Raw genomic sequence first — 19,375 nt, forward strand, 5'->3', positions numbered from 1 at the left:
TGGCGTCACGACGTCAGTCGAGTTCGAAAGCGGACTTGTAGTCATGCACCAGTCCCGGATCCTGCAACTCCTTGCGGAGCAGACAATTGCCGACGATCAGCATCTCGATGTCCGAGCCCATGAAGCAGCGGAACGCGTCCTCTGGCGTGCAGACGATCGGCTCGCCGCGCACGTTGAAGCTGGTGTTGACGAGCACGCCGCAGCCGGTCGCCGCTTTGAAGGCACTGAGAAGGCCATGGAAGCGCGGGTTTGTCTCGGCATGCACGGTCTGGAGCCGCGCCGAGTAATCAACATGCGTCACCGCCGGAATGTCCGAGCGAACGACATTGAGCTTTTCGATCCCAAACAACGCCTGCTCGTCCGGCGTCATCGGGTGTCGGCGCGCCTCGACGAGGTTGGCGACGAGCAGCATGTATGGCGATGGGCCCTCATGCTCGAACCACCTGGAGACGTCCTCCGCAAGCACGGCCGGTGCGAAGGGCCGGAACGATTCGCGGTATTTGACGCGTAAATTCAGGGTCTTCTGCATGACAGGGCTGCGTGGGTCGCCCAGAATAGAGCGGTTGCCGAGCGAGCGGGGACCAAACTCCATCCTACCCTGGAACCAGCCGACGGCTTGGCCTTCGCCGAGGGCCGCCGCGGTCCTGGCGAGAAGCTCGTCCTCGCTGAGCGTCTCGAAGACGGCTCCGGCGGCTCTAAGGCGCGCTTCGGTATCCGACTGGCCGTATGCAGGGCCAAGATAGGCGCCGGACATGGCATCGAGCGTTTTCGACGGTTCGCGTGCTCCGCCAAACTGGAGGTGATGCGTCGCAAGCGCGGCCCCCAGCGCGCCACCGGCGTCTCCCGCCGCGGGCTGAACCCAAAGGTTCTTGAAACGCCCGTCGCGCAGAATCTTTCCGTTCGCGACGCAGTTCAGCGCGACTCCGCCGGCGAGGCAAAGGTTCTGCTCGCCGGTCTCAATCGACAGCGCGCGCGTCATCTTAAGGATGATCTCTTCCGCGACGGCCTGGATCGAGGCGGCGATATCCATGTGGAAAGGGCGCAGCAGAGATTCGCCCCTGCGCGCGGGTTCCCCGAACAGCGCCTCGAAACGGGCATTGGTCATGGTCAACCCGCCCATATAGTCGAAGTAGGTCTGGTCCAGCCGGAAGCTGCCATCCTCCTTCAGGTCCACGAGCCGGTCGAGAATGGTCTGCGCAAAGCGCGGTACGCCATAGGGAGCAAGCCCCATCAGCTTGTATTCGCCGGAATTGACCTTGAAGCCGGCATAATGCGTGAAGGCCGAATAGAGCAGCCCCAGCGAATGCGGGAAGTGCAGTTCCTTGACAATATCCAGGGCTGCTCCGTTGCCGAGTGCAACCGACGTCGTTGGCCACTCGCCGACGCCGTCGAGGGTCAGGACCAGTGCGCGTTCAAAAGGCGAGGGATAGAACGCGCTCGATGCATGGCTCAGATGGTGCTCGCAGAAATGCAGCCGCACCGGATCGAAGCCCCCATCGATGGCTTTGAGCTCGTCGGAAAGCAGGCGCTTCTGGAAGAGCTTCTCGCGCAGCCAGAGCGGCATGGCGGTGAGGAACTGTCGAAAGCCAGCAGGCGCAATCGAAAGATAGGTTTCGAGCAGCCGTTCGAACTTCAGGAACGGCTTTTCATAGAACACGACGGCATCGAGTTCAGAGAGACTGGCTTTCGCCTCCGCAAGACAGTAGCGAACGGCGTTCGCTGGAAAGGCGGCGTCATGCTTGACCCGCGTAAAGCGCTCTTCCTGTGCTGCGGCAAAAGGCCGGCCGTCGACCACGAGCGCCGCGGCCGAGTCATGGTAGTAGGCCGACAGCCCCAGAATGCGCATCGGCGACCCTAGAACAGGGTATAGACAAAGGGTGCGATCGCTGAGCCTTTGGTCAGGACGAGGAGACCACCCAGGAGCGCCATCAGCAATACGATTGGCATCAGCCAGTACTTCTTGCGCGCGAGCAAGAACTCGCTGAGTTCGCTCAAAAAAGACATTGCTGCGGGTTCCTCAATATTGCTTCGTCATCGGGCCTGGCGCCGTCTCCCGAGAGAGCCAGTAGCTCGCCGTCGTCCGGTCGGGCCGAAGCGGGATCGGGCGCTTGCCGAGCGTGCGCATCAAAAGGCCTATTGGCGTGATGACGACAAAAAACATCAGCCCCATGACGAGCGGATTGACGATGGCGTGAAGCAGCAGCCCAAACCGAAACCAGAGTCGGTTCAACGGGTCCAGCATTCGCGGTGCGACCAGCGTTGCCAAGCCGAAGAATGCGACGAAACTGGCCCAGATCGCCGCCCAAGCCCATGCGCCGCGCCACGATGCAATGGTGCACAGAATGGCGAAGAAGACCGCCATGACGAGGCCGAACTGCCGCGCCGAGCCGGGCTTGAGCTCATCTGCGCGATGCAACGACTCACCGGCGAGATGGCCGGAGGGCCTCTTTCTCGCACCGGTTCCGGATGGGCGTGACGTCAAGATAACTCCTGATCGATCGAAGCCGGTGCCTTACAGGACACCGCTCGCCATGGCAATCGGCTGCCGGGGGTAGCTCGGGACCGACCGGGGCCTACGAAGAGCAGGTTATGACGCGCTTGCTGGAATGTCGGAGCGGACGGCGGGGGAGCCAAGCCACACGGCGAGGCGCAGCCCACCGTTTTCCGAAGTGAGACCGGCCATGCTGCCCGGAAGCGGCCCCTCAGAAGGTCGCATAGCGGCCAACCTCGCCCGTCAGATGCGGCGCCGCAAATGTCCCACCTGGGTCGATAGCAGACACTGCCGCGGGCGGTTGGACGCGCTGCTCTTCCGGAGGCCCCTCTTGCGGACCAGTGAGTGATAGCGCCGAGCGGAAAGCCGGCCCCCGGCCAGAATGGCGGGGCCGGCGGACGCTCCGGAAGAAGCCATCAGCGATGCAGACGAGCGGGCGTGACCGGCCCTGCCTCAGCTAGCGAAAGGCATTCCCAAACATGTCCGTCTGACGCGCGGGCGCGCCAATGCCCGGCTGCATGTAGGCCGGCCCGCCCTCCCTTTTGCTGGGAACGGTTTCCTGCGTCATGCAACCGGCTGGCCCGAGAAGGAGCAGGACCACGGTGACGGCTCGTTTCAGCACGGCGAACTCCTTCGTTACAATCCGGAACCAGTGCCAGGCGTCCTCGTCGGAAAGCCTCGCTCCTAACCTACTATTCGCGCAGACTTGAAGCCGGAAAGCTGTCCATTGGGACAATCCGCTGAGGCCGGAAGCAGGCATGCCTGGCGCCAGCAACGGGTCGCTGCAAGATCATGACGATCTATTCCTGACAGCTCTCGTCGCGGCCCGAATGCAGCGGCGGCAGCCCAAGAAAGACAGGGCCGACGCTCAGGGCAACCCCGACGGGTCCGCGCGGCAACAATCCGAGCGCCTCGACCTGCAGTGATGGACCGTCAATGCCTGCCCGGCAGTCGAGCCCGTTCACCAGGCGACCGGCTAGTAAGACTTCGAATAGCCGCTGGAGGACGGATGGACCGACAGACATTCCAGCATATACATCGACTGGAGTGTTCGATTGACCGGCACGGCGCAAACCGGAGCAAGTATCGCGGCCCTGTATGGAGACACTGCGCAGCCCGCCAACAGAAATCCGCAGGCCATCAGCAGGCACGCCCGTCGCATCGTTCCCATCATCCTGGCTCCCATTGCGAACAATGTTCGATCGTTTCAGTGCCCAGTCGCGACTGCGGACTTGACCCAAGCCGATGCCCGGGATGAGTCGATCCCGGACGAAGCCTATTTATGTACAGATGCGCCGCGCCCCGCCAGCGCATTTCAAGCTCGCCCGCCCCCGCTTGATCGATCCGATATCGCCTTGTCATGAGACAGGTGCCACAGCGGGCGCTAGCCTTGCGCGCTGTTGCTGGAGCCTGCCATGTCCGAGATCACCATCCGCCCCCTCGCCGCCGCCGACCGCACCGCCTGGGAGCCGCTCTGGCAGGGCTATCTGACCTTCTACAAGGCCTCGCTGACGCCCGACATCACCGACGCGACCTTTGCCCGACTGACCGGTGGGCAGGAGCCGATGGGCGGCTTCGTCGCCGAGCGCGGCGGCAAGATCATCGGCATCGTCCATTGGGTGATCCACCGGAGCACCTGGAACATCAGGGACATCTGCTACCTGCAGGATCTGTTCACGCTGCCCGAGGCGCGTGGCACCGGCGCAGGCCGGGCCTTGATCGAGGCCGTGAAGCAGATGGCGCAGGCCAAGGGCTGCTTCCGCGTCTACTGGCAGACGCATGAGAGCAACCTGCAGGCGCAGGCGCTCTATGATAAGGTCGCAGACAAGTCGGGCTTCATCGTCTACCGCCAGCCGCTGGGCTGAGCGGGAGGCCGATCGGGACAGCTCCTCCGCCGGCCCGCCCGAGGATGCGACATGGACCTCCACATCGTCATTTCCGGGGTGGTGCAGGGCGTCGGGTACCGGCAATGGCTGTGCGGGCGCGCGCTCGCCGCGGGCGTGACCGGCTGGGTGCGCAATCGGGCCGACGGAACGGTGGAAGCCGTGATCTCGGGACCGGCCGCAATCGTGGAGGGGCTGGTCGCCGAAGCGATGAAGGGGCCGCGGGGCGCCAGGGTCGACGACATCCGGCGCAGCGAGGTCGGAACCGCGTTGCCGGATCAATCCGGCGGGACGTTCGTCATCGCCGCCAGCGCGTGATGGGAGAATCCCTCAGCGCCCCGGCTTGAACGGCGCCATGCCGGCCCGGGCCAGCGCGTCGGCGCGCTCGTTCATCTCGTCGCCGGCATGGCCCTTGACCCATTTCCACTCGATCTTGTGGCGGCCGAGCGCGGCGTCGAGGCGCTTCCAGAGTTCCTCGTTCTTGACCGGCTTCTTGTCCGCCGTCTTCCAGCCATTGCGCTTCCAGCCATGGATCCAGGCGGTGATGCCCTGGCGCAGATATTGGCTGTCTGTATGGAGCGCGACGGTGCAGGGCCGGGTCAGCGCCTCCAGCGCCGAAATCGCCCCCATCAACTCCATGCGGTTGTTGGTGGTCATGGCCTCGCCACCGGAGAGCTCCTTCTCCTTGCCCTTGTAGGACAGGATGGCGCCCCAGCCGCCGGGGCCCGGATTGCCCGAGCAGGCTCCGTCGGTCCAGACCTCGACAGCGTCGCTCATCGCTTCAGCCCGTAGTCCTGCGCATCGGCGACGCGCTGATGGAAGGCGAGCTTGCGGTCATATTCCATCGGGTCATGCGGTTTGACGAGCGCGCCTGGTGGCACGTTCAGCCAGTCGACCAACCGCGTCAGCAGGAAGCGCAAGGCCGAGCCGCGGCAGAGCTGCGGCAACGCATCGACCTCGGCCTGCGTCAGCGGGCGTACGCTCTCATAGCCCGCGAGCATGGCCTGGCCCTTGGTCAGGTTGAAGGAGTTGTCCGCCTCGAAGCACCAGGAATTCAGGCAGATGGCGAGGTCGTAGGCGAAGGCGTCCGTGCAGGCGAAGTAGAAATCGATCAGGCCGGAGAGCTTGTTCCTGATGAAGAAGACGTTGTTCGGGAAGAGATCGGCGTGGACGACGCCGCTCGGCAGGTCCTGCGGCCAGTTCGCCTCATGCACCGCGATCTCGGCATAGAGGCGCTGCAGCAGGCCGGGCGAGACCGTATCGGCAGCCGCGCCGGCCTGATCCGCCAAAGGCCGCCAGCCCGGCACCGACAGCGAGTTGACCCGCGACATCGCGAAATCGGCTCCGGCCTGATGCAACAGCGCGAGGCCGCGCCCGACCTCTGCGCAATGCATGGCGTTCGGACGGCGCACCGAGAGCCCGTCCAGGAAGGTGACGATCGCGGCCGGCCGGCCGGCGAGCCGGCCCACGGCCTGCCCTTCCGGCGTCTTCACCGGCTGCGGGCAGATCAGGCCGCGCTCGGCGAGATGCTCCATCAAGCCGATGAAGAACGGCAGATCGGTTTCGTCGACGCGCTCCTCATAGAGCGTCAGGATGAAGAAGGCCTGCGTGGTGTGCAGCAGAAAGTTGGAGTTCGAGACGCCTTCCGCGATGCCCTTGGCGGACAAGAGATCACCGATTCCATAGCGCGCGACGAAGGCCGCCATCTCGTCATCGGGAACTTCGGTATAGACAGCCAAGGGATCGCTTTCTCGGGTAGCCGCTCACTCGGCCGCGGCCGGCGCGTCGCGCAATTCGCGCGGCAGCGGGAAGAAGACATTCTCGTCCGCGGTCGAGACGGTCTCGACGCGGACCTCGTAGCGTTCGGCGAAGGCGTCGATGATCTCTTCGACCAGCACTTCGGGAGCGCTCGCACCGGCGGTGATACCGAGGCTGCGGATGTTGCCGAAGACCGACCAGTCGATCTCGTCGGTGCGCAGGACCAGCCGAGCCAGCGGACAGCCGGCACGCTCGGCTACCTCGCGCAGGCGCTGCGAGTTGGACGAGTTCGGGGAGCCGACGACGATGAGTCCGTCGACGAGCGGGGCGACCCGCTTCACCGCTTCCTGCCGGTTCGTGGTGGCGTAGCAGATGTCCTCCTTGTGGGGGGCGATCAGCTCCGGGAAACGCTTCTGCAGGGCTTCGACGATTTCGCGTGTGTCGTCGACCGAGAGTGTCGTCTGGGTCACGAAAGCGAGCGGCCTGTCGTCCGGCGGATTGAGCGATGCGACATCGTCGAGTGTCTCGATCAGCGTGATCGCGCCCTCTGGGAGCTGCCCCATCGTACCGATCACCTCGGGATGGCCGGCATGGCCGACGAGCAGGATATGGCGGCCGCGCTTGTGGTGGACCTCGGCCTCGCGATGCACCTTGGTCACCAGCGGGCAGGTCGCATCGATGGCGAAGAGGTTGCGCTGCGCGGCCTCGGCGGGGACCGATTTCGCCACGCCATGCGCCGAGAAGATCACCGGCCGCGTCGCGTCGGGCACCTGGTCGAGCTCGGCGACGAAGACCGCGCCCTTCCGCTTCAGCGATTCGACGACGTATTTGTTATGGACGATCTCATGGCGGACATAGACCGGCGCGCCATGCAGGGCGAGCGCCTTCTCGACCGCGTCGATGGCGCGCACGACGCCCGCGCAGAAGCCGCGCGGCGCGCAAAGCAGAATGTCGAGCGGCGGCTTGGTCACGAAAGGGATCCGGTGAGTGTCGCGCCTTCTTTCGGCGTCGAGCCGGCGATGTCAAGGAACGGCGGCGTCGCGGGCCGCGTGTACCGGCCGTAGCACAGCCTGCGGCGAAGCCCTCGCAGGATCACGCACGACACACTAGATTGCGCGCTCCGGCCAGCGCGCCTGCGGCGTGCCGACGACCTCCACCAGACGAGCAAGTCGCTCCAACCAGGGCAATCCATGGCCGACGCCTCCCATACCAGCTATCTGCCGCCGATTCTGACCTTCTGCGCCGGCGCAGTGGTCGCCGTGCCGCTGTTTCGCAAGCTCGGCCAGTCCGCTGTCCTGGGCTATCTGGCGGCGGGCATCGTTATCGGCCCATCGATGCTGGCGCTGATCCGCGACCCGGACACGATCCGCGGCGTGGCCGAGATCGGCGTCGTCCTGCTGCTCTTCCTCGTCGGCCTCGAACTGCAGCCGTCGCGGCTCTATTCGATGCGCAAGGACATTCTCGGGGCCGGCCTCTCGCAGATGGCGCTGAGCGCGCTCGTGATCGGCGGCGTCGGCTGGTCGTTCGGCCTGACGGTGGGCGGCGCGATCGCCGTCGGCCTGGCGCTGGCGCTATCGGCCACCTCGATCGCCCTGCAGGTGCTGGAGGAGCGCGGCGACGGCCACGAGGCCTATGGCCGGCGGACTTTCTCGATCCTGCTCTTTCAGGACATCTCGATCGCGCCGGCGCTCGCGCTGCTGCCGCTGCTGGCGACGACGGGCGCGGCGGCGGGCAGCGCGGCGCAGACTTTCAGTGGCATCGGGCTGTGTGTCCTGGCGCTCGCATTCATCGTGCTGGCCGGTCGCTATGCGCTGAATCCGTTCTTCCGCATCCTCGCCAAGGCCGGCGCCAAAGAAGTGATGACGGCAGCTGCCCTGCTGGTCGTGCTCGGCGCTGCGCTGCTGATGGAGCAAGTCGGGCTGTCCATGGCGATGGGTGCCTTCCTGGCCGGCGTGCTGCTGGCGGAATCGCATTTCCGGCACGAACTCGAAGCCGATATCGAGCCGTTTCGCGGCGTACTGCTCGGCCTGTTCTTCATGGCGGTCGGCATGTCGCTAGACCTCAGGCTGGTGCTCGACAACGCGCTGCTGCTGGCGATCGCAGCGCCGCTGCTGGTCTTGTTCAAGATCGCCGTGGCCGCGACCATCCTGCGCGTCTCCTGCTCCTCGACCGTGGAGGCGATCCGTGCAGGCGCGCTGCTTTCGCCTGCCGGCGAGTTTGCCTTCGTGCTGCTGCCGCTCGGCGTCTCGCTCGGGCTGCTCGCCCCGCCGCAGGCGGCTGTGGCGACGGCGCTGGCGGCGCTGTCCATGCTGATCGGCCCCGTCGTCGCCAAGCTGATCGACGCCTGGCTGCTGGCACGCGTGACGCCCGAGACCATCGAGGAGGATTTCTCGGATGCGGGCACGGCCTCCGTCATTGTGGTCGGCTTCGGCCGCTTTGGCCAGGTCGTGACGCAGGCGCTGCTGCTCCAGCATATCGACGTCACAGTCATCGATTCCGATGTCGAGCGCATCCGCTCCGCCGCCAAGTTCGGCTTCAAGATCTATTATGGAGACGGCACGCGGCTCGACGTGCTGCGGGCGGCCGGCGCGGAGAAGGCCCGCATCATCTGTGTGTGCCTCGACGACCGGCATGCGGCGCTGCGGATGGTCGAGATGACCAAGGCCGAGTTCCCGCAGGCGCGCATCCATGCGCGCGCCTATGATCGCGTGCATGCGATCGACCTGATGAAGGCCGATGTCGATTACCAGATGCGCGAGACCTTCGAATCCGCGCTGGGGTTCGGCCGCGTGACCCTGGAAGGACTCGGCCTGACCTATGAAGAGGCCAGTCTCGTTATCGAGCATGTCCGCGACCGCGATGCGCAGCGCATGGAGATCCAGTTCCACGAGGGCATCGCCGCCGGCCTCACCAAGGTGCCGCGCGTCACGCCGGAGCCGCTGGTGAAGCCGCAGGGCAAGTCGAAGGCGCTAACGCCCGAGACAGAGGAAGCGATCGCCGATGGCGGCGCGGAGGTCGCCGTCGGCGGCGTCGGCGAGCCGGAGCGGTGAGCATGCCCGCTGGCTCCAAAACCGCCGTATTCGTCAGCGGTTCGTTGATGCGCCATGTCGCGGTCATGACCGGAACGGGCGCGATCGGCCTGATGGCGATCTTCCTCGTCGATCTGCTGTCGCTGCTCTATGTCTCCTGGCTCGGACGCCCGGAAGCGACCGCCGGCGTCGGCTTCGCGACCATCGTCCTGTACCTGATGATCTCGATCAACATCGGACTGATGATCGCGGTCGGTGCGCTGACTGCACGGGCGCTGGGGGCTGGGGACCGGGCGGCGGCAAGGCGGCTGGCGGGCTCGACCCTGGCCTTGATGGCACTCGCCGGCCTAGCCCTCAGCGCCGTCGCGCTGCCCTGCCTGCCCTGGCTGCTGCACCTGCTCGGCGCCCATGACGAGTCCTATCGCGTCGCGCTGTCCTTCCTCTGGATCGTGCTGCCCTCGAACGTACTGATGGCCGTCGGCATGGGAGCCTCCGGCGTGCTGCGCGCCGTCGGCGACGCACGTCGCGCCATGTTCGTGACGCTGGGAGGGGGCCTCGCGACGGCCGGCCTCGACCCGCTTTTCATCTTCTGGTTCGGGCTTGGACCGGACGGCGCGGCCTGGGCAATGGTCGCCTCGCGCATCATCATGGTGGCGACGGGGCTGCATGGCGCCATCCATATCCACGGCATGGTCGCGCGACCGAGCCTCGCGGGCCTGCGACACGACACTCCCCCGACATTGCTGATCGCCGGGCCGGCGATCCTGACCAACCTTTCGAACCCGATCGCGAACGCCGTCTTCGCCAGCATCTTCGCACGCTTCGGTGATGCGGCCGTGGCGGCGCTCGCCATCATGGACCGCCTCGTCCCGGTCGCCTTCGGCGTGCTCTTCGCACTGACGGGAGCGGTCGGGCCGATCCTGGCCCAGAACTGGGGCGCGGGGCGCTTCGACCGGATGCGCCGCGGCCTGACGGCCTCGGCCTTGTTCGGGATCGGTTGCGTGGTCATCGCCGGGCTCGCGCTGGCGCTGCTGCGCGGCGGAATCGTCTCGGCCTTCGGCGCGACCGGGCTGACAGCCGAGCTGGTGATGTTCTTCTGCTTGATCGCCGGGCCAATGTGGCTGTTCGTCGGGCTGCTCTTCGTCGCCAATGCCGCCTTCAACAATCTCGGCATGCCGCTGCTGTCGACACTGTTCAGCTGGGGCCGCGCGACGCTCGGCACGATGCCGCTCGCCTTCCTCGGCGCGCAATATGCCGGTCCGAAGGGAGCGCTGCTCGGATCGGCGCTCGGCGCCGTCGCTTTCGGCATTCTGGCGCTGGTCTTCGCCTATCGCGGCATCGCCCGGCTGGAGCAAAAAGCGACAGCGACCGCGCCGCTTGCCTCGCCTCCCGACACTGCTATCGTCCCAATGCAGGCGGCGACAGACCGCGCAGCAGCCGGAGGCACGCCATGATGAATCTCTTCGAGATGATGCAGCAGGCCCAGAACGGCCAGGCGATGCAGAACCTCGCGCGTCAATACGGCCTCAGCCAGCAGCAGACGCAGGCGGCGATCGATGCCCTTCTGCCCGCCTTCTCAATGGGGCTGCAGCGCCAGACGCAGGACCCTTACGCCTTCGGGTCGCTGGCGCAGATGATGACGGCCCAGCCCTTTGGCCGGATCTTCGACGCTGATGGCGACGGCATTCCCGACAATGCGAGAGGCGCCGGCAACGACGTGCTGAGCCAGCTCTTCGGCTCGAAGGAGGTCAGCAACGCGGTCGCGGCCCAAGCGGCGGCGACGAGCGGCGTCGGCCAGGCGGTGCTGAAGCAGATGCTGCCGATCATCGCCTCGATGGTGATGGGCGGTCTGTTCAAGTCGATGAACAGCCAGGGCATGGGCGGCATCCTTGGCCAGTTTTCCGAGATGATGCGTGGGCAGATGCCGGGGATGCAGCCGGCACCACAGCCACGACCGCAGCAGGCGAGTCCGACCAATCCGCTGGAGGCGATCCTCGGGGGCCTGTTCGGCAATGCACAGGCCCCGACCAGACCCGAAACGCAGGGCGGGGGTCCGTTCGGCGGTGGCCAGATGCCCGGGGGGCAGATGGGCATGGAGCAGATGGGCGGCATGCTCGGCCAGATCCTGACCGGGATGCTGGGCGGCGGACAGGCACCCCAGGCCGAGCCGGAACCCCAGCCCCGCGCTGCACCTTCATCGCGTCGCGCTCCGGAGCCGGAGCCGGAACCAGAGCCCGAAGAAGCACCCGCCTCATCGCAAACTGGTCCCGGCTCGATCGGCCTCGATGCGCTGAACCAGATGTTCGAGCATGGCCGCAAGGTGCAGGACAGCCATCAGGACGCGCTGAAGACGATCTTCGACACGATGTTCGGAGGCCCGAAAGGGCGCTGAGCTTCGACGACGCGCATGAAAAAGGGCGGAAGCACGAAGCTTCCGCCCGCAGGAACGTGCAACCCCAAGGGGTCAGGCGCTGCACGCAATCGAATCGGTGGCTTCAACCCGCTTCGCCACGGGCCTGGAGCCGGACGGCCTGAGCGTCACGACAGGCTGTGCCTCAGCCGCCGAGAGCACCGTGACGGGCCGTTGAAAACCGGCCTCGCGCCGCATCGCCGCCACGCCCGAGCGGGCGCTCGAGCGCTCGGCCAGGATCACGGAGGGATCGGACAGCCAGGAGACGGCGAGCGCGCCGTCGAGGTCCGAGCGGACGAGGCCGATATCCTTCAGGCCGCGCTCGTCGAGTTCGCCGAGGCGCAGGACCTCGCGGCGGTGAATCAGCGCTTTCACGAGTGCCACGATCGGCGAGAATCCACGGACGGCAACACGCGTAGCACCGGCCGAGGCGGACGAGAGCGACTTCGTTGCGAATGTCATGAGCAGCATGACGAGCTCCTGTGGTTCAATGGCGACGGGCACTCCCGAGCCTGCCTGGACGCGCCGCTGGCAGGGACCGGAAACTGACTGAACGGTAGCTTTGCACTGGCCATAAGCCAAACGAATGCTTATGATGTCTCACAACACGGATATTGATGAACCGATGTGAGGTGGCGCCATGGCGCATGTGCTCGACGCGGACCAGCTCAAAACCTTCGTGGCGATCGCCGATTCCGGTTCCTTCACCCGCGCGGCCGAGATCGTCTTCAAGACCCAGTCCGCGGTTTCGATGCAGATGAAGCGGCTGGAAGAGCGTGTCGGCCGGCCGCTTTTCGGCCGCGACGGACGCCATGCCAAGCTGACCGAGGATGGCGAGCGGCTGCTCGACTATGCACGGCGCATCGTGCGGCTGAACCTCGAATGCGTCGCCAGCTTCACCGATGCCGACCTGAAGGGGCGCATCCGCCTGGGCGTGCCGGATGACTATGCCGATCGCTATCTGCCGGAAATTCTTGCCCGCTTCGCCCGCTCCAATCCGCGCGCCGAGGTCACGGTGGTCTGCGAGCCGACGCCGATGCTGGCCGAGCGGATCGCCACCGGCGACATCGACCTCGCCATCATCACCCATGTCGAGAGCCGCGGTCAGGGCGAAATCATCCGCATCGAGCCGCTGCTGTGGGTAACCTCGGCCCGTCATGCCGTGCATGAGGAGGACCCGCTGCCGCTGGCGCTGGGCCGACCGACCTGCAACTGGCGGCAGGCGGCGGTCGATGCCCTTGAAACGAAGGGACGGCGCTTCCGCGTGCTCTATGCGAGCTGGAATTCGACCGCGGTCGGCGCCGCCGTCGTCGCGGGCCTTGCGGTTTCGGTGCTGCCGGAAAGCGCGGTCAGGCCGGGCATGCGGATTCTCGGGCCGTCGGAGGGCTATGCGACACTGCCGTCCTGCAAGATCGGACTGCTGCGGACGCGCTTCGATCCCTCGGTGCTGTCGAACGCGCTGGCCGAGCACATCATCCAGAGCCTGGACAATCTGGCGAGTTTCAAGACTGCGGCGGAGTGAGGCGAGTAGGGCCGTCGAATATCCGCAGTATCAGCGAAAGCCTGCCATGACGCGCTCGGTCAGGCTGCTGACGTTCCCGCCGATCTGCGCGATCGTGGCGATCGTCGCGACCGACATCAATGCGGCGATGAAGCCGTATTCGATCGCGGTCGCTCCGCGTTCGTCGCGCACAAAGCTCGCAAGAAGGGTGGTCATCTGACGCATGGGAACACCCTAGTGCGCAAGTTTCCGCCAAAGCGTTAACGCGACCGCGCCAATCCTCCCGACCTTGCGGATTTTTGCACGAGCAAGCGCCCGAGGCCCCGCTGCGTCAGATCGCGAATTCCGAGAACACCGGGCCGACATTGCCGTCCCATTCCGCGCGATAGCGCGCGGCAAGGCGCTGCGACAGCGTGCGGTCACCAGCAACGATGGCGTCGAGCGGATCGAGGAAAACGGTTTCGTCGGCTCCAGCAGCGTTGCGACGGGCGCGACGCGTAAGGCCGCCACGGGACTGGGCAAGCACCTCGCCGGCAAGATCCCGCAGGCTTCGACCGGCAATCGTTGCGGAGAGGCCCTGCTTGGGAACCGCGTCGCGCAGCGCCTGGCGCTCCGCATTGCTCCAGCCCTTGACGAGGTCCCAGGCGGCATCGAGCGCCGACTGGTCGTAGAGCAGCCCGACCCAGAAGGCCGGCAGCGCGTTCAGCATCTCGGGAGAACCGGCATCGGCGCCGCGCATCTCGAGGAAACGCTTCAGCCGGACCTCGGGGAAGAGCGTCGAGAGATGGTTCGCCCAGTCGGAGATCGTCGCCTTCTCACCCGGCAACTGTGCCAGCTTGCCGGCGAGCAGATCGCGGAAGGACGCGCCGGCGACGTCGTGATAGGTGGCGCCGCGCTTGACGAAATACATCGGCACATCGAGCGCCCAATCGACATAAGCCTCGTAGGACATGCCCTCGTCGAAGGCGAAGGGGATCATGCCGGAACGGGCATTGTCGGTGTCGCGCCAGATCTCCGAGCGCATCGACTGGAAGCCGTTGAGCTGGCCTTCTGTAAAGGGCGAAGCTGCGAAGAGCGCGGTCGCCAGCGGCTGCAGGGCGAGCGACACCCTGAGCTTCCTGACCATGTCGGCCTCATCAGCGAAGTCGAGATTTACCTGCACCGTGCAGGTGCGGAACATCATATCGAGGCCGCGCGTGCCGACCTTCGGCATGTAGTTGGCCATGATCTTGTACCGCCCCTTGGGCATCACCGGGGTCTCTGCCCTCGTCCAGAGCGGTGAATGGCCGAGCGGCACGAAGCCGATGCCATGCGGCTCGGCGACCGCCTTCACGTCTGCCAGGTGCTGGGCCAGTTCGGCGGCGGTGTCATGCACCGTCTCGACGGGGGCGCCCGAAAGCTCGAACTGGCCGCCGGGCTCGAGCGAGATCGCGCCGCCGCCTTCGGGACCTGCAAGCCCGATGATGTGGCCGGCATCGACGATCGGCTCCCAGCCGAGCTTCGCCTGCATCCCCTCCAGCAGGTGGCGGATGCCGCCCGCGCCGGGACGCCCCTCATAGGGAACGGGCGCGAGATCGTCGCGATAGAACGGGAACTTCTCATGCTCGGTGCCGAGCCGGAAGGCAGCCGGCGGCTTTTCGCCGACGGCAATCCAGGAGATCAGTTCGTCCTTCGAACCGATCGGGGTCGTATCGGACACATCGCGAGCCATGGGCGCTCCGGCAGAAAAACAAGGCGGCCGGCTTCCACCCGCGTAGTGCGACGCGGGGGATCAGGCTCCAGGAGCGCCAGACATAGGCGAGCACGGAACGCTCGACAACGACCTCCGCCACGCGTTGGCGGACAATCGACGGACGATCAGCGCAAGACGCGGGGCGGATGCGATCAGGCGACGTCGCGCCGGCGCGCCTCCCGCGTGCTCCAGCCGGTGGCGTCAAGCCGGGTCTCCGAGGCAATCCAGTCGACGACCGCAGTGAGCCCGGCCGCCTGTCCGCCTTCGCGGTTGCGCGCCTCTTCATAGACGGCGAGCTGGACATCGGCGCTCGTGCCCAGGCTCGCGATCCGGCGGCAGGTCGCCAGTTCCGCCTGGCAGCCAAGCGCTGCCGCATCCTCTGCCAGCTCAGCGACGAGATCGTCGAGAAGGCTCGACACGCTGCGCATGCTGCGGGTCTGGGCATGCACCAGCCCACCATGGATGCCGTAGCGCTGGGCGCGCCAGAGGTTCTCCGCGGCGATAGCCCGCGATGCCGCCGTCAGATCCGCGTTCAGCTTCGGCCGGCGCAGCAGGTGGCGGACCAGGCAGCGATACAGAGCCGCGATCGCGAGCGTGTCGTCGAGACGCGTGCAACTGTCGGCGATCCGCAACTCCAGCGTCGGATGCTTCTCGGAGGGGCGGATCGCCCACCAGATGTAACTGGCATCCTTGATCGCGCCGGCCGCGACCATGGTCTCGAGATAGGCGCGGTAATCGCCGGGCTCGCTGAACAGGTCGGGAAGGCCGGTGCGCGGCAGTTCGCCATATGCGGCGAGCCGGTAGCCCATCAAACCTGTGCGCCGTCCCTGCCAGAAGGGCGACGAGGTCGAGAGCGCCAGCAGCAAGGGCAGGTACGGCATGATCCGCGCCATCAGCCGGATGCGCTCATCCTCGTCCTTCACCTCGACATGCACATGGAGGCCGCAGAGCTGGTTGCGGCTGCCGAGCATCTGCAGGTCCCGCATCAGCGCGTCGTAGCGCGCGGCGTCGGTGGCGCGCTGCCGCGACCAGGCGGCGCTGGGATGCGTGCCGCAAGCCAGGAGCAGCATGTCGTGCTCGAGGGCGAGGCCGGCCAGCCCGGTGCGCAGCGTCATCAGGGAACGGCGCGCCTGATCCATCGATTCGCAGACCGGGGTCGCGACCTCGATCTGCGACTGCAGCATCTCGCGCTGGACCTCGTCAGGAAAGACCTGCTGGGCTGCCTTGATGAATTTCGGAGAGACCTTGCGGACAATCCCCCTGCTCCCGGCATCAGACAGGAAATACTCCTCCTCGATTCCGAAGCGGCAGGCTTCTCTCATGGCATCATCCTCGTCAGGCAGATCATTGCTGGCCTGCCGGAGGTGAATCACCGGCAGGCGGCCGTCAGGCCGGCGCGCCACACTGCCCCCGAATGAGTCGAGAATGCGTCCTCTGCACGAGCAAGCAACGCCCGAGGCGGAGTGACGTTCCGCTAGCTCCTCGGCCAGTCGCCGAGCACGGCCTGGACCAGCGCCAGGGCAGCGACCGCCGCCGTGTCGCCACGCAGGATGCGCGGGCCGAGCGAGATCGGCAGCGTCGCGGGCCGCGCCAGGATGCGGCTGCGCTCCGCGTCGTCGAAGCCGCCTTCAGGGCCGATCAGCACGGCCAGCGGCCCGGGCTCGACGCCCGACAGGGCCGCGACCGGACTTTCCTGCGCCATCGCCTCGTCACAGAAGATCAGCAACCGTGCGGGGTCGAGCGCGGCGAGAGCCGCATCCAGGGTCTGCTCGGCCCGGATTTCCGGCAGGGCGAGGATCCCGCACTGCTCCGCCGCCTCGATCGCATTGGCGCGCATCCGGTCGAAATTGAGCCGCGAGACCTGGGTCCGGCGCGTCAGGACAGGCTGGATCACCCCTGCCCCCATCTCGACCGCCTTCTGGGCGATGTAGTCGAGCCGGGCGTGCTTCAGCGGGGCGAAGAGATAGTGCAGATCCGGCGGCTGCGGCTGCGGACGCGTCTGCCTCACCAGGGACAGGCTCGCCTGCTTGCGGCCCTCGACGGAGATCGCGGCCAGCCACTCGCCGTCGTGCCCGTTGAAGACCAGGACCGTATCGTCCTGCTTCATTCTGAGGACGTTGAGCAGATAGTTCGCCTGTTCGCGCTCCAGCGGCAACCGGGCACCCGCTGAGAGACCATGTTCCAGAAACAGCCTGTATCGGGCGAAATCGGGAATCGACATCGGCGGCGCGAACTCCTGTGGAGAAGAATCAGCCCGGGCGCGTAGGGCAGCACCCGGCCGCATCGCGCGAAAACCGCCACAATCCCGGTTTATCCGCAGGCGCTGGCCGGCAGGCGGCGTGGACTCGCAATGGTCCTTGGCGCTAACACACCCATGCTGGTAAGGAAATCGCGCGGACGCCAGCGCCCGCGCAGGCAATGTCGGAGCAGGAACAAGATGCGGCGTAGGTTGGCTTCCGGAATGATCGCGGCAATGGGACTCGCAGCCGCCGCCTTCATCGACGCCGCCCCCGCGCAGGCGCAGGCCTCGGGCTGCGAAAAGCTGCAGACGCTGCTCCAGGAGCGGCAGAAGATCATTGTCTCCTTGAACGCAGCGCAGAAATCGAAGACCAAGCTGACGCCCCAGCAGGCCTGCGGCAGCATGGGCAGGCTCGTCAGCAACGGCGCCTCGGCGGTCAAATTCGCGACCGACAATCAGGACTGGTGCCAGATTCCGGCGTCCTTCATCGACAACATGAAGGCCGACAACGAAAAGGCTGTGGGCATCCGCAACCAGGCTTGCAATGCTGTCAAGCAGCAGGCCGAGATGATGCGCCGGGCTCAGAAGCAGGCGCAGGGCGGCGGCAACCCGTTCGGTGGCGGCGACGCGATCACCGGCGGCGGCATGCGCATCCCCCAGGGCGCGCTCTGAGTTCCAGGACGAGTCCGTCATGCAAGAGCCTGCGCCACTCGGACCGGGGCAGGATGCTCCGCTACCCGACGCGCTGACCGGCCACTGGGTCGACACCCGCGCGCCACGGCGGATTCGACCCTTTCTCAAGCTCGCCCGAATCGAACGCCCGATCGGCTGGCAGCTTCTGCTGCTGCCGTGCTGGTGGTCGGCGGGGCTCGCGGCGATCGCGACCGGGCAGGCCTTTCCGAATCCCTGGCACTGCCTCCTGTTCCTGATCGGCGCCATCGTGATGCGCGGCGCCGGCTGCACCTTCAACGACATCGTCGACCGCAAGCTTGATGCACAGGTCGCGCGCACGCGCGGACGGCCCCTGCCCTCGGGCCAGGTCACGGTGAAGGCCGCCGCATTGTTCATGGTCGGGCTGTCGCTGGTCGGCCTGGCGGTGCTGCTGCAGTTCAACAGCTTCACCATCATCGCAGGCATCGCATCGCTGGTGATCGTGGCGGTCTATCCGTTCATGAAGCGGATCACCAACATGCCGCAGTTCGTGCTCGGCCTCGCCTTTTCATGGGGCGGGCTGCTCGGCTGGAGCGCGGTTACGGGGCGGCTCGATGCCCCGGCCTTCCTGATCTACGCCGCCTCGGTGGTCTGGACCATCGGCTACGACACGATCTACGCGATGCAGGACATCGAGGACGATGTCATCGCCGGCATCAAGTCGAGCGCGCGCTATTTCGGCGACCATGGCCGGGAGGCGATCGCGCTGTGCTTTGCGACCGCGGTGCTGTTGGCCGGGCTCGCGGTCTGGAACGCCGGCGGCGGGCCGATCGCCTTCGCCGGCCTTGCCGCCTTCGCGGGCCATCTCGGCTGGCAGGTCTCGAAGCTCAAGGGCGTGACCTCCCCGGTCGCGCTCTCCCTGTTCCGCTCGAACTGGCACGCCGGGCTGCTGCTGGCAGTCGGATTGGCGCTCGATGCGCTCGGCCGCTTCGCGTTGCAGGGCTGATCGCGTCAGTCCGTCAGCCTGTCTCCGCTCACCACGACCGGCCGTTCGGCGAGCCGCCCGGTCTTGCGCCGCACCAGGAAGCGCGGGCGGCGACCGTTGAGGAAGGCGTGGCGGCGTCTGACCCGGATGGAACCGAGCGCGACACGGCCGATCTGCGGGAAAGGCTCGGAGATTTCGCCATCGCTGGTCTCAAGCAGCAGCGGCATGCCGCTGGCCCGGCCGCAGTCGCGCCAGAGCGCCACGGCATCGTCCTGATCAACCGTCGCAACGGTGATTGAGCGGCCGTCACCGGCGGTCAGCGCGAGCTGGAAGACCTGATCCTCACCCGCCGCATTGGCCAGCCGCAGGGCGACGCCGCGCCAGCCGGCGGACCCGCGCAGGATACGCACGGAGCCGATCCGCTGGATGCGGGGTGCGTCCGGCTGCGCCGGCATCGGGTTTCTGGAAACGGTCGCGGGGTCGGTCGCGCCGCCGGAGCCGTTCGGCATGAAACCGAACTCTCCGGCGGCCGGCGTGACTCTGGCCATCGGTTTTACGCCTCTCTCTAATCCCTGCCGCTACGGAGCCCTCTGTGAAGTCCGGGGCTCTCGTGCTTGCAGGGTGAAATTGCGTCTCAGGCCTCTCCGAGCACTTAAGCGGTTGGGTTAAAGGAGCGTGTTTTGCGCCTTCCAATGG

Annotated in this window: 21 protein-coding genes; 9 read left to right on the plus strand and 12 right to left on the minus strand. The window is 66.5% G+C overall.

Features of this window, described 5'->3' with window-relative positions; genetic code table 11:
- Positions 1–13: 13 nt before the first annotated feature.
- Genes VGN82_RS19690 through VGN82_RS19700 form a run of 3 tightly spaced genes read right to left on the minus strand, consistent with a single transcriptional unit; the run spans position 14 to position 2,482 of the window.
- Positions 14–1,846: a carbamoyltransferase family protein gene (locus VGN82_RS19690; protein ID WP_327528734.1), complete on the minus strand. Its 1,833-nt coding sequence runs from the start codon at positions 1,844–1,846 to the stop codon at positions 14–16.
- 8 nt (positions 1,847–1,854) lie between these two features.
- Positions 1,855–2,004, minus strand: coding sequence for a DUF5989 family protein (locus tag VGN82_RS19695; protein ID WP_327528735.1), 150 nt, complete (start codon positions 2,002–2,004; stop codon positions 1,855–1,857).
- Positions 2,005–2,017: 13 nt separating this feature from the next.
- Positions 2,018–2,482 (minus strand): SxtJ family membrane protein, encoded by a 465-nt coding sequence (locus VGN82_RS19700; RefSeq protein WP_327528736.1) that lies wholly within the window; start codon positions 2,480–2,482, stop codon positions 2,018–2,020.
- A 767-nt stretch (positions 2,483–3,249) separates the two neighbouring features.
- On the opposite strand from VGN82_RS19700, the gene VGN82_RS19705 reads away from it, so the two are divergent.
- From VGN82_RS19705 to VGN82_RS19715, 3 genes are all read left to right on the plus strand, one after another.
- On the plus strand, positions 3,250–3,417 hold the full coding sequence (locus tag VGN82_RS19705; protein ID WP_327528737.1) for a hypothetical protein: 168 nt from the start codon (positions 3,250–3,252) through the stop codon (positions 3,415–3,417).
- Between the two features lie 489 nt (positions 3,418–3,906).
- Complete coding sequence (locus tag VGN82_RS19710; RefSeq protein ID WP_327528738.1) at positions 3,907–4,356, plus strand: GNAT family N-acetyltransferase; 450 nt, start codon at positions 3,907–3,909, stop codon at positions 4,354–4,356.
- A gap of 51 nt (positions 4,357–4,407) precedes the next feature.
- Entirely contained in the window at positions 4,408–4,692 is a 285-nt protein-coding gene (locus VGN82_RS19715; RefSeq protein ID WP_327528739.1) for an acylphosphatase, read from the plus strand.
- Positions 4,693–4,704: 12 nt separating this feature from the next.
- Here VGN82_RS19715 and rnhA read toward each other — a convergent pair whose 3' ends face one another.
- From rnhA to ispH, 3 genes are read right to left on the minus strand one after another with little or no spacing between them, the layout of a single operon-like run.
- Positions 4,705–5,151 carry a ribonuclease HI gene (gene rnhA, locus VGN82_RS19720; RefSeq protein ID WP_327528740.1) on the minus strand — a complete coding sequence of 149 codons (447 nt, stop codon included), beginning with the start codon at positions 5,149–5,151 and terminating at the stop codon, positions 4,705–4,707.
- The gene (locus tag VGN82_RS19725; protein WP_327528741.1) at positions 5,148–6,113 is read right to left on the minus strand and encodes a homoserine kinase; all 966 of its coding nucleotides are present in this window, start codon (positions 6,111–6,113) and stop codon (positions 5,148–5,150) included. Before VGN82_RS19725 ends, rnhA begins: the two co-directional genes overlap by 4 nt.
- 24 nt (positions 6,114–6,137) lie before the next feature.
- Positions 6,138–7,103 carry a 4-hydroxy-3-methylbut-2-enyl diphosphate reductase gene (ispH, locus tag VGN82_RS19730; RefSeq protein ID WP_327528742.1) on the minus strand — a complete coding sequence of 322 codons (966 nt, stop codon included), beginning with the start codon at positions 7,101–7,103 and terminating at the stop codon, positions 6,138–6,140.
- A gap of 219 nt (positions 7,104–7,322) precedes the next feature.
- On the opposite strand from ispH, the gene VGN82_RS19735 reads away from it, so the two are divergent.
- From VGN82_RS19735 to VGN82_RS19745, 3 genes are read left to right on the plus strand one after another with little or no spacing between them, the layout of a single operon-like run.
- Positions 7,323–9,182, plus strand: a complete 1,860-nt coding sequence (locus tag VGN82_RS19735; protein ID WP_327528743.1) for a monovalent cation:proton antiporter-2 (CPA2) family protein — start codon at positions 7,323–7,325, stop codon at positions 9,180–9,182.
- Between the two features lie 2 nt (positions 9,183–9,184).
- Entirely contained in the window at positions 9,185–10,615 is a 1,431-nt protein-coding gene (locus VGN82_RS19740) for an MATE family efflux transporter (RefSeq protein ID WP_327528744.1), read from the plus strand.
- On the plus strand, positions 10,612–11,553 hold the full coding sequence (locus VGN82_RS19745; protein ID WP_327528745.1) for a DUF937 domain-containing protein: 942 nt from the start codon (positions 10,612–10,614) through the stop codon (positions 11,551–11,553). The genes VGN82_RS19740 and VGN82_RS19745 overlap by 4 nt, the downstream gene beginning before the upstream one ends.
- Positions 11,554–11,625: 72 nt before the next feature.
- Here VGN82_RS19745 and VGN82_RS19750 read toward each other — a convergent pair whose 3' ends face one another.
- Complete coding sequence (locus VGN82_RS19750) at positions 11,626–12,042, minus strand: DUF1127 domain-containing protein (protein WP_327528746.1); 417 nt, start codon at positions 12,040–12,042, stop codon at positions 11,626–11,628.
- A gap of 169 nt (positions 12,043–12,211) precedes the next feature.
- On the opposite strand from VGN82_RS19750, the gene VGN82_RS19755 reads away from it, so the two are divergent.
- On the plus strand, positions 12,212–13,093 hold the full coding sequence (locus tag VGN82_RS19755; RefSeq protein WP_327528747.1) for a LysR substrate-binding domain-containing protein: 882 nt from the start codon (positions 12,212–12,214) through the stop codon (positions 13,091–13,093).
- Between the two features lie 30 nt (positions 13,094–13,123).
- Here VGN82_RS19755 and VGN82_RS19760 read toward each other — a convergent pair whose 3' ends face one another.
- From VGN82_RS19760 to VGN82_RS19775, 4 genes are all read right to left on the minus strand, one after another.
- Positions 13,124–13,297, minus strand: a complete 174-nt coding sequence (locus VGN82_RS19760) for a Flp family type IVb pilin (RefSeq protein WP_327528748.1) — start codon at positions 13,295–13,297, stop codon at positions 13,124–13,126.
- Positions 13,298–13,403: 106 nt separating this feature from the next.
- Entirely contained in the window at positions 13,404–14,783 is a 1,380-nt protein-coding gene (locus VGN82_RS19765; RefSeq protein WP_327528749.1) for a glutamate--cysteine ligase, read from the minus strand.
- Positions 14,784–14,956: 173 nt separating this feature from the next.
- Positions 14,957–16,126, minus strand: a complete 1,170-nt coding sequence (locus tag VGN82_RS19770) for a carboxylate-amine ligase (protein ID WP_327528750.1) — start codon at positions 16,124–16,126, stop codon at positions 14,957–14,959.
- A gap of 152 nt (positions 16,127–16,278) precedes the next feature.
- The gene (locus VGN82_RS19775; RefSeq protein ID WP_327528751.1) at positions 16,279–17,025 is read right to left on the minus strand and encodes a 16S rRNA (uracil(1498)-N(3))-methyltransferase; all 747 of its coding nucleotides are present in this window, start codon (positions 17,023–17,025) and stop codon (positions 16,279–16,281) included.
- Between the two features lie 252 nt (positions 17,026–17,277).
- Between VGN82_RS19775 and VGN82_RS19780 the strand changes: the two genes are divergently transcribed.
- On the plus strand, positions 17,278–17,715 hold the full coding sequence (locus VGN82_RS19780) for a hypothetical protein (protein WP_327528752.1): 438 nt from the start codon (positions 17,278–17,280) through the stop codon (positions 17,713–17,715).
- Between the two features lie 19 nt (positions 17,716–17,734).
- Positions 17,735–18,700: a 4-hydroxybenzoate octaprenyltransferase gene (gene ubiA, locus VGN82_RS19785; RefSeq protein WP_327528753.1), complete on the plus strand. Its 966-nt coding sequence runs from the start codon at positions 17,735–17,737 to the stop codon at positions 18,698–18,700.
- A 5-nt stretch (positions 18,701–18,705) separates the two neighbouring features.
- Here ubiA and VGN82_RS19790 read toward each other — a convergent pair whose 3' ends face one another.
- Positions 18,706–19,227, minus strand: a complete 522-nt coding sequence (locus VGN82_RS19790; RefSeq protein ID WP_327528754.1) for a DUF6101 family protein — start codon at positions 19,225–19,227, stop codon at positions 18,706–18,708.
- Between the last annotated feature and the right edge of the window lie 148 nt (positions 19,228–19,375).

This window comes from Allobosea sp. (assembly GCF_035999205.1).
Classification (GTDB): domain Bacteria; phylum Pseudomonadota; class Alphaproteobacteria; order Rhizobiales; family Beijerinckiaceae; genus Allobosea.